7 protein-coding genes are annotated in these 9,812 nt (G+C 72.5%); 6 read left to right on the top strand and 1 reads right to left on the bottom strand.

The window, feature by feature from the left end; all coding sequences use genetic code 11:
- Positions 1 to 123 precede the first annotated feature (123 nt).
- Positions 124 to 2,496 carry a M28 family peptidase gene (locus ABZU74_RS20975; protein ID WP_355426290.1) on the bottom strand — a complete coding sequence of 791 codons (2,373 nt, stop codon included), beginning with the start codon at positions 2,494 to 2,496 and terminating at the stop codon, positions 124 to 126.
- A 330-nt stretch (positions 2,497 to 2,826) separates the two neighbouring features.
- On the opposite strand from ABZU74_RS20975, the gene ABZU74_RS20970 reads away from it, so the two are divergent.
- From ABZU74_RS20970 to ABZU74_RS20945, 6 genes are all read left to right on the top strand, one after another.
- Positions 2,827 to 4,026, top strand: coding sequence for a fused response regulator/phosphatase (locus tag ABZU74_RS20970; protein ID WP_355426272.1), 1,200 nt, complete (start codon positions 2,827 to 2,829; stop codon positions 4,024 to 4,026).
- Entirely contained in the window at positions 4,023 to 5,756 is a 1,734-nt protein-coding gene (locus ABZU74_RS20965; RefSeq protein ID WP_355426269.1) for an ATP-binding protein, read from the top strand. The genes ABZU74_RS20970 and ABZU74_RS20965 overlap by 4 nt, the downstream gene beginning before the upstream one ends.
- On the top strand, positions 5,753 to 6,205 hold the full coding sequence (locus ABZU74_RS20960) for a response regulator (protein ID WP_196929407.1): 453 nt from the start codon (positions 5,753 to 5,755) through the stop codon (positions 6,203 to 6,205). Before ABZU74_RS20965 ends, ABZU74_RS20960 begins: the two co-directional genes overlap by 4 nt.
- Positions 6,198 to 7,007 (top strand): inositol monophosphatase, encoded by an 810-nt coding sequence (locus ABZU74_RS20955; RefSeq protein WP_355426267.1) that lies wholly within the window; start codon positions 6,198 to 6,200, stop codon positions 7,005 to 7,007. Before ABZU74_RS20960 ends, ABZU74_RS20955 begins: the two co-directional genes overlap by 8 nt.
- A gap of 180 nt (positions 7,008 to 7,187) precedes the next feature.
- Positions 7,188 to 8,204, top strand: coding sequence for a hypothetical protein (locus ABZU74_RS20950; RefSeq protein WP_355426264.1), 1,017 nt, complete (start codon positions 7,188 to 7,190; stop codon positions 8,202 to 8,204).
- A 36-nt stretch (positions 8,205 to 8,240) separates the two neighbouring features.
- Positions 8,241 to 9,803, top strand: coding sequence for a fused MFS/spermidine synthase (locus tag ABZU74_RS20945; RefSeq protein ID WP_355426262.1), 1,563 nt, complete (start codon positions 8,241 to 8,243; stop codon positions 9,801 to 9,803).
- Positions 9,804 to 9,812 lie beyond the last annotated feature (9 nt).

Here is a 9,812-nt window from a genome sequence, read left to right as displayed (position 1 = left end):
GTTCCTCGTAGTAGGTGTTTATTTGGTGGCCCTGTTTGGGTCCCGCCAACCCCTACGGGGTGGGTTTTTCGTATTGGGGTTTTGGGTGGGCGGGCGGGGCGCCCCGCCGGACCACCGTTTCGATCAGAGGGGATAGGTGCGGGCGACCGCCAGCATCTCCGAGCTGTGCGACCCGACGACGCCGACAGCCGGCGGCCGGGGGCGGAAGCCGGGCAGCGCGTCCAACCCGTCACTGGCGTCCATCGCCCGCAGCGCGACCTGCCCGGCGATCGGCCGCAGGGTCAACGTGACCTCGATGCCCTCCGTCGGCGGGGCGTGGAACACCAGCCCGAAGCCCCACTTCCCGGCTCGGGGCTCCACCGGCACCGACCGTCCCGCCACCTCGGCGCGCAGCACTGTGGCGGTCGACGTGTCGACGTGCAGGGTGGCCAGTCGGGCCGTCCGCTGCGGGGTGAGCCGCAGCCGCAGTGTGCGCTCGCCACCCGCAGTGGCGTCGGCCACCACCTCCAGCTTCGGTGCCGGCAGGTTCGCCGACTGCGCCGGGCCGGCCCGCAGCTCGCCGTCGCCGAGCCCGGGAAAGTCGTCGCCGATGTCGGTCACCCCGTCCACGTAACCGTCCGTCCACGGCTGCGGGTCGGTCTCGTGGCTGAGCCAACGGGCCTGGCCGGTTTCGGCGTCCATGGCGTACATCAGGTGGGTCGGGGCGGGGTGGTCGGCGTCGAAGCGGTCCACGGACAGCCCGACCCCGGCGAGCACCACCGCCGCCACGGCGGCGGCACCGGCCGGCAGCACCGCGAGCCGCCGGGCCCGCAGCGCGATCAGGCCACGCTGACCGCCGGCCTGCGGGTGCAGCAGGTCGACCACCGGCAGGGCGACCAGGCCGAGCAGCACCGCGACCAGCGCGGCCACCCCGCCCATGGCCATCCCCAGCGCGGGAAAGAGCAGCACCACTGTGGGCAGCAGGATGATCACACCGACGGCCGCGGCGGCCGTCACCGCCACCACCGGCCACGGTCCGGTCTGCCGGGTACGCAGCGCGACCAGCCCGCCGAGGGCGCCGGCCAGCGCCGGCAGTGTGGTGAGGTACGCCCCACCCGGCACCGCCACGGCGAGCAGCACCCCGAGCACCGCCAGCCAGGCCAGCCCGCCGACGGCGAGCGCGGCCGGGCCGATCCGCCGGCGGGTCAGCGCGTACCAGGTGAACAGGATGGCGGTGGCGAGCGCCAGGACGGCCAGCCGGTACCAGATCGGCCGGTACGGGTCGAGCAGCTCCGCGTACCCCGGTCGGATCGTGGTGATCGCCAGCCAGAGGAGTTGGGCGGCGACCGGCGCGGCGACGATCGGCACCAGGGCCAGCGCGAAGCCGGCGGCCAGCCGGCCGCTGCTGGCCCGGCCGCTGCGGCGGGTCAACCAGCCCAGGGCGGCCACCCCGGCCACCGCGAGCAGGGCCAGCGGCACTGTGAGCCAGCCCGGGTAACGGACCAGCCCACCCGGTACGGGGAAGTAGGTGGCGTCGTGCCCGGAGCGCAGGTCGCTCAGGTCGGTGCCACCGAACTCCCGGGCCAGGCCCAACGCGTTGTCCCCGTGCTGCTGGAGGCTGCCCCGGTCCATCGCGGCCGGAGTGTCCAGCGGCGTGTGGTAGATCGCCCCGCCGTCGATGTACGCCGAGTTCAGCCCCACGAACTTCTGATCGAGGAAGGCGGTGAAATCGGTGTCGTTCGGCAGCGCGCGGTAGATCTCCACCGCGAACGAGGTGCCGACCGGGTGCGGGGCGGCCCGGCCGAAGATGTCCACCAGCTTCGCGTTGTTCCGGGACGTCTCGAACATGATCACCGGCCCGGTGGAGCCCCGCGCCTCCAGGTTGAGCACCACACCGCCGTCGGCGGCCAGCGGGTGGCTGGCGGCGAACGCGGACGCCCCGCAGAGGCACGCCTCCTCGGCGTCGGTGAGCACGAAGACGATGTCGTTGCGCGGCCGGGGCCCGGTGGTCAGCGCGCGGGCCACCTCCAGGATGGTCGACGTGCCGGCGGCGTCGTCGTTGCCGCCCGGCCCGGTCTGTACCGAGTCGTAGTGGGCGACCAGGAAGACCCGCCCCGTCGAGTCGGTGCCGGGCAGCCGGGCCACCACGTTGCGGACCCGGGCCACTGTCGCCCCGCCCGCCGCCCCGCTGAGCTGACCGGCCTCCGGTGCCACGGTGTCCTGCACCTCGGTCTCCAGGCCCAACCCCCGCAACTTCTGCTCAAGGTGCGCGCGGACCTGCTCGTTGGCCGGGCTGCCGGCGACGTGCGACCGGGCGGCGATCACCTCGACGTCCTCGTACGCCCGGCCGGCGCTGAACGCGCCCGCCGGCGCGTCGGCCGGCTTCGGGGCCGGGGTGCGCAGGTCGAGCAGACTGCCGGCACCGACCGCGGCCAGCGCGAGCAGCGCCGCCGCGGCGGCCACGAGCCGCCGACGCGGCCGGGTCAGCGCGCGCTGGGCCAGGGGTACGCCCGGAATGGGACGGGGCGGCGTGCCCGTCGTGGCCGGGGTGGTGGGTGCGCCCACGGGGACTCCTCGGGGGGTGGTGGGGCCTGGGGTGGGATCATCCTGCCGTCCCTCGGCGGCCCGCGGCACGGCCGGTCGGTCACCGATCGGCAAGGATGTGCCTCGGTGGGCAGTGATGCGGCCCATCCCCGCCCGCGCCGCAGGCGCCGTGTTGTGTGCGACCGTTGTCTAATACAGGATCAGCAGGGCACTCGGAAGGAGCCCGACATCACCAGCGAACTCCCGCGTCTCGCGGCGGTGACCCGGCCGCACCGGGGGGCCGGCTTGGCCGGTTCCCCAGTTGTGCCGTACCCGCACGGTGGTCTGGCGCGGCACGCCAACCTGCCGCCGGGCGAGCGGCTGCGGGTGCTGCTGGTGGAGGACGACGAGGGCGATGCCTTCCTGGTCAGCGAGTTGCTCGCCGAAACGAACTCGATGATCGACCTGCTGGTCGCCACCAGCCTCCGCGAGGCGCGGCAGCGGATCGCCAACGTCGACTGCGTCCTGCTCGACCTGGGCCTGCCCGACGCGCAGGGGCTGGACGGGCTGCGCCAGGTGTTGGAGATGTCCAGCGGCGCCGCGGTCTGCGTGTTGACCGGTCGCACGGACGAGCACCTGGGCGTGGTGGCAGTCGCCGAGGGCGCCCAGGACTACCTGGTCAAGGGCCAGGTCGACGGGGTGCTGCTGACCAGGGCGCTGCGCTACGCCGTGGAGCGTAAGCGCGCCGACGAGAACGCCCGCCGGTTGCGCGAGGTCGAGCTGCGCCAGGCCGAGTCGGCCCGACTCGAACGCGGCCTGCTGCCCCAACCGCTGATGACGACCGACCAGGTGGCGGTGCACACCTTCTACCGGCCCGGCCGGCACGCCGCGTTGATCGGCGGGGACTTCTTCGACGTGGTGCAGACCCATCCGGACCGCCTCGACCTGATCGTCGGCGACGTCTGTGGGCACGGAGTGGACGAGGCCGCGCTCGGGGTCGAGCTGCGGGTGGCCTGGCGGGCCCTGGTGCTCGCCCGGGTGCCGGACGACGAGGTGTTGCCCGCCCTGGAGCAGGTGCTGATGAGTGAGCGCCGCCTCCAGGAGATCTTCGCGACGGTGGCCACCGTCAGACTGGACCTGGACGCCAACCGGGCCACCGTCCGCCTGGCCGGGCACCCACCACCGTTGCTGCTCTCCGGCGGTCGGGTCGTCCCGGTTCCCGCGCCCGGCGGCCTGCTGCTGGGCGTACGACCGCGCCGGCCGATCGCCTACGACCTGGAGTTCGACACCGATGACTGGTCCCTGTTGATGTACACCGACGGCCTGATCGAGGGGCGGGTGGGTGCCGGCGATGAACGGCTCGACGTGCCGGGCCTCAGTGGGTTGCTGGACGAGCCGGCCAACCGTTCGGTGTCGCTGCCCGAGCTGCCGGCCTGGCTGGTCGGGCGGGCCGAGCGGCTCAACGGTGGCCCGCTCGCCGACGACGTGGCCATGCTGCTGGTCAGCCGGGGCGGTGGCCGGTGAGGCCGGTGGTCGGCGGCTGGAGTCTGCGCCGCCGGGTGATCACCCTGCTCACCGTCGTGGGCGTGCTGTTGATCGGCCTGGCTGCCGCGGAGGCGGCGATCGCGGCCCGTAACCGCACCCAGATCGACGCCGTGCTGAACCAGACCGGCCCGTTGCGGGTGCAGTCGCAGGAGCTGCTCAACGCGCTGCTCGATCAGGAGACGGCGGTCCGGGGGTACGCGGTCAGCGGTGATCCGGCCGACCTGAACCCCTACCGGGAGGGGCTCGACCAGGAGAAGAGCGTCGTCGCCTCGATGCGGACGCTGCTCGACGACTACCCACAGATCGGCCAGGAGCTGCGGATCGTCGAGGAGCAGACGGCGCAGTGGCGACAGTCGGTGGCGGAGCCGGTGATCACCACCACCGAGCAGAGCGGCACCCGCGCCGGCCAGGCGTTGGTCACCGAACGGGCCCGGCAGCAGTTCGACCAGGTGCGGTCGGCGGTGAACGACCTCCAGGAGGAGATCCTGGCCGCCCGGGAGCAGGCCGCAAGGGACGTGCGTACCAGCAGCAACGTGCTGGTCGTGCTCCTGATCGTCGCCGCGCTGGTGGTGGTCGTCGCCGGGGCGCTGCTGGTGCTCTCGCTGGACCGGATGGTCATCCGACCCCTGATCGGGCTGGCCGACCAGGTCCGCGAGGTCGCCGAGGGTGACTACCAGCACGGCATCGCCACCACCGGCCCGCCCGAGTTCATCCGGCTCGGTGAGGACGTCGACGCGATGCGGCAGAAGATCGCCGCCGACCTGGCCGAGGTCCGGGCCGCCCGCGAGCGCATCGAGTGGGTCAACAGTCAGCTCCAGAAGCAGGCCGAGGAGCTGACCCGGTCCAACCGTGACCTGGAGCAGTTCGCGTACGTGGCCTCGCACGACCTGCAGGAGCCGCTGCGTAAGGTCGCCAGCTTCTGCCAGCTGCTCCAGCGCCGTTACGCCGGGCAGCTCGACGAGCGGGCCGACCAGTACATCGCCTTCGCTGTGGACGGCGCGCAACGGATGCAACGTCTGATCAACGACCTGCTCGCGTTCTCCCGGATCGGGCGGCTCACCACCGGCTTCGTCGAGGTCGACCTCAACAAGGTGATGGGCGACGTGGCCGGTCAGACCGAGGCCGCCCGACAGTACGCGGACGCCGAGTTGACCTGGTCCGAGCTGCCGGTGATCTCGGGTGAGGAACCGCTGCTCACCAACCTGCTGGCCAACCTGGTCAGCAACTCGATCAAGTTCCGCCGTCCGGACATGCCGTCGAAGGTGCACATCTCGGCCCGGTTGGTGGGCGCCGAGTGGGAGATCACCTGTCAGGACAACGGCATCGGAATCGAGCCGGAGTTCGCCGACAAGATCTTTGTGATCTTCCAGCGGCTGCACTCGAAGGACGCGTACCCGGGCACCGGCATCGGCTTGGCGATCGTCAAGAAGATCGTCGAGTACCACGGCGGTCGGGTCTGGGTGGACACCGACGTGCCGGAGGGCACCGCGATCCGGTTCACCCTGCCGGCGCTCCCCGAGGACGTCGAGGCGGCTGCGGCCGCCGATGCCGCGGAGGAGCCGGACGCGCCGACCGCTGGCGACACGACGCCCTCGACCGAGGCACCGGCGGTGCCGGCGGAGCAGGCCGACGGGTCGGACCAGCCGGACCGGGCCGACGAGGGGCCGGAAAGCGGTAGAACGGGTGACATGAGGGAGACGGTGGGATGACCGCGCCGGCGGATGGCAAGAGCCCGATCGAGGTCCTGCTCGTGGAGGACGACCCGGGCGACGTGCTGATGACCCAGGAGGCGTTCGAGGAGCACAAGCTGCGGAACCGGCTGACCGTCGTCTCCGACGGGGCCGAGGCGCTCGCCTACCTGCGGCAGGAGGGCCAGTACGCCGACGCGGTGGCGCCCGACCTGATCCTGCTCGACCTCAACCTGCCCCGGCGCGACGGCCGGGAGGTGCTGGAGGAGATCAAGAAGGACGAGAACCTGCGCCGGATCCCGGTGGTGGTGCTCACCACCTCGCAGGCCGACGAGGACATTCTGCGCAGCTACCAGCTGCACGCCAACGCCTACGTGACCAAGCCGGTGGACTTCGAGCGCTTCATCTCGGTGGTCCGTCAGATTGACGAGTTCTTCGTCAGCGTGGTCAAGCTGCCGCCGCGTGGCTGACACCCTGCTGGACGACGTTGGCGACCTGCTCTGGGAGGCCGCCGAGCAGGTCGTGCTGCCACTGTTCCGCAAGCTCGACGACGATGACGTGTCGGAGAAGGCGCCCGGCGAGGTGGTCACCGTCGCCGACCGCCGGTCCGAGGAGCTGCTCTCGGCGGGGTTGCGACGGCTGCGGCCGGGCTCGATGGTGGTCGGCGAGGAGGGCGTCGCCGACGATCCGGGGTTGCTGCGGCACCTGCGCGACGGCGGGGACGTCTGGCTGGTCGACCCGGTCGACGGCACCGCCAACTTCGCCGCCGGTCGCCGGCCGTTCGCCCTGATGGTGTCGCTGTTGAGCGACGGGCGGCCGACCGCCGGCTGGATCCTCGACCCGCTCGCCGACACTCTCGCCGCCGGCTCGGCGGACGAGGGCACCCTGCTCAACGGTCGTCCGGTGGACGGCGCCGCTTCGGTGCCGCCGCTCGGCGAGCTGCGCGGCGTGGCGATGACCCGGTTCCTGCCGCCGGAGACCCGGGACCGGGTCCGCGCCGGCGGTCGGCGGCTCGGTGAGCTGCTGCCCGGCCAGCACTGCGCCGGTCGGGAGTATCTGGACATCCTCACCGGCGAGCAGCAGTTCGCCCTCTTCTGGCGCACCCTGCCCTGGGACCACGCCCCGGGCACCCTGCTGGTCCGGGCCGCCGGGGGTGTCGCCCGCCGGTTCGACGGGGCCGACTACCACCCCGCCGACGACGGCCGCGGTCTGCTCGTCGCGGCCAACGAGCAGGTCTGGGCCGAGGTGCGCGACGCTCTCCTCAGCGCCTGATCCGCGCGCTGCGCGACCGGGCTGGGACGCTCCGTCGACATCGAGACAGCCCGAGGGTCAGGGGGCTGGTCACCGGCCCGCAGTCCGGTATCGTGACCGGCGGTCTCCGCCAGCAGGCCGCCGACCGGCGCCGGAGTGCAGTGTTCATCGGAGGCCGGCGGTCGACGGAAGGACGCTTTCGTGCCCAGCACCACGCTCAGCCCGCGGCTCGGTCGCCGCGCTCTGTTCGCCCTGCTCGCCGCCGTCGCGCTGGTGCTCGGCGGCGCCGCTGTGCCCGCGTACGCGGAGCCGGGCGAGGGGGGCAGCAAGAAGCTGCAGGACGCGCTGGAGTTGACCGCCAAGGGGCACATCGAGGCCAAGGCCAAACTGGACAACTCCAAGCGTCGTCAGACGGCGCTGACCGGCGAGCTGACGACCCTGGAGGGCCGGCTGGTCGGGCTCACCGCCCAGGTGGGCGAGGTGGCCGCCCAGTCGTACCGGATGGGTCGGCTCAGCGCGGCCTCGATGCTGCTCAACACCGCCACGCCGGAGGCGTTCCTGCAACGCGCGGGCGACCTCGACCTGATGGCCCAGCGGGACAGCAAGCGGCTGCGTGATCTCACCGACGCTCGGCAGCAGGCGCAGCAGGCCAAGGTCGCCATCGACGCCGAGGTCCGTGAGCAGCAGAAGCAGCTCGCCGTGATGGCGAAGAAGAAGAAAGAGGCCGAGGCGGCGCTCGCCGAGGTCAGCTCGGGCGGCAGCAACGGTTTCAGCGGTGGCAACTCCGCCTCGGCGAAGCCGGCGCCGCGTAACTCCGACGGGTCGTGGCCGTCGGAATCCTGCTCGGTGAAGGACCCGACCACCTCCGGGTGCATCACGCCGCGCACCCTCAACGCCCTCAAGCAGACCCAGGCGGCCGGCTACAAGCGGCACGTCTCCTGCAAGCGCAGCGGCGGCAGCGGTGAGCACCCGAAGGGACGGGCCTGCGACTTCTCGGCCGCCACGAACGGCTTCGAGGACAAGAACGCGACCGGCGGCGACAAGGCGTACGGGGACAGCCTGGCCGCCTGGCACGTGCGCAACGCCGACCGGCTGGGCGTGCTCTACGTGATCTGGTACCGGCAGATCTGGCATCCCGGCACCGGGTGGCGTTCGTACAGTGGCAGCGGCAGTCCGGCGGCGTCCCACACGAACCATGTTCATCTCTCGATGTACTGACCCGAAGCACCAGCTTCGCTGCGTACCATCGCGACGATGAGCTCTCCACCGTCCGACGTAGCGGCCCCGCCGGCTTCCCCGGCCCCGCCCGTGCCGACCACCGGCCGGGCGCTGCCCAACGGCCTGGCCGCCTTCCTGGTCTTCTTCTCCAGCGGCGCCGTGCTGGTGCTGGAGACAGTCGCGCTGCGCCTGGTCGGCCCGTACGTCGGGGTGACCCTCCAGGTGACCAGCTCGGTGATCGGCATCGCGCTGGCCGCTATCGCGTACGGGGCGTGGTCCGGCGGCTGGCTCGCCGACCGGCGCAACCCGCGGGGCCTGCTGGCGCCGGCGTTGGTGTTGGCCGGCATCGCCACCGCTGTCACCCTGCCCGTCGTCCGGTACGCCGGTGAGGTGCTGCGCGGTGGTGCGGCCACCGGCATCCTGCTGCTGGTCGCGTTGGCGGTGTTCGTGCCGGCCGCGCTGTTGGCCGCAGTCACCCCGTTGGTGGTGAAACTCCAGCTCGCCGACCTGCGCCGCACCGGCCAGGTGGTCGGTCGACTCTCCGGGATCGGCACTCTCGGCGGCATCACGGCAACCCTGCTCACCGGGTTCGTGCTGGTTGCCGCCCTGCGCAGCACGGTCATCCTGCTGGCCCTGGCGGTCGCGCTCGGGCTCGTCGGTCTCGGCCTCGGCTGGTACCTGCGCCGGCAGGAGCCCACCGAGCTGCCCGGTCCGGCTCGGGCCCGGGCCGCGCTGGCCGTGCTCGGCCTGGTCGGGGCGGGGCTGACCACCGTGGCCCCCAACCCGTGCGACATCGAGACGGCGTACCACTGCGCCCGGGTCACCTCGGACCCGGCCCGGCCCAGCGGGCGGACGCTGCTGCTCAACTCGGCCCAGCACTCGTACGTGGACCTCGCCGACCCGAAGCACCTGGAGTACGCGTACACGAAGTGGATCGGCGCGGTCGCCGACGTCGCCGCGCCGGCCGGTCGACGTGTGGACGCGCTGCACCTGGGTGGTGGCGGGTTCACAGTGCCGCGTTACCTGACCGCCACCCGGCCGGGCACCGACAACCTGGTGTTCGAGATCGACGGTGGGCTGGTCGAGCTGGGCGAGCGGGAGCTGGGCGTACGGCCGGGGCCGGAACTGCGGGCGGTGGTGGGTGACGCCCGGATGCTGGTCGCCGGTGAGCCGACCGACAGCCGTGACCTGGTGGTCGGTGACGCGTTCGGGCACCTGGTGGTGCCCTGGCACCTGGCCACCCGGGAGATGGCCGCCGACGTCCGGCGGGTGACCCGCCCCGGCGGCGTCTACGTGCAGAACGTCATCGACTACCCGCCGCTGCGGTTCATCCGCGCCGAGTTGGCCACGGTGGCCGCGGAGTTCGGGCACATCGCGTTGATTGCGCCGCCGGAGGCGCTCGCCGAGGAGCAGGGCTCCAACTTCCTCATCGTCGGCTCCGACGCACCGCTGCCGTTGGAAGCCGTTCGGGCCCGGCTGGCCGAGGTGGACCCGAAGGTCAGCCTGCTCTCCGGCGCGGCGCTGACGGACTTCGTCGGCGGGGCGATGGTGTTGACCGACGACTACGCCCCGGTGGACCAACTGCTGGCGACCGCCTGATCGGGTGAC

The organism is Micromonospora sp. NPDC005171 (genome assembly GCF_040608575.1).
Classification (GTDB): domain Bacteria; phylum Actinomycetota; class Actinomycetes; order Mycobacteriales; family Micromonosporaceae; genus Micromonospora.
Note: the sequence above shows the minus strand (reverse complement) of the source record. Positions and strands in the feature narration are given on the sequence as shown.

What these genes read in the sequence shown, in the direction of transcription:
- ABZU74_RS20945 (WP_355426262.1), top strand. Translation starts at nt 8,241, where the DNA reads ATGAGCTCTCCACCGTCCGACGTAGCGGCCCCGCCGGCTTCCCCGGCC.
- ABZU74_RS20960 (WP_196929407.1), top strand. Translation starts at nt 5,753, where the DNA reads ATGACCGCGCCGGCGGATGGCAAGAGCCCGATCGAGGTCCTGCTCGTG.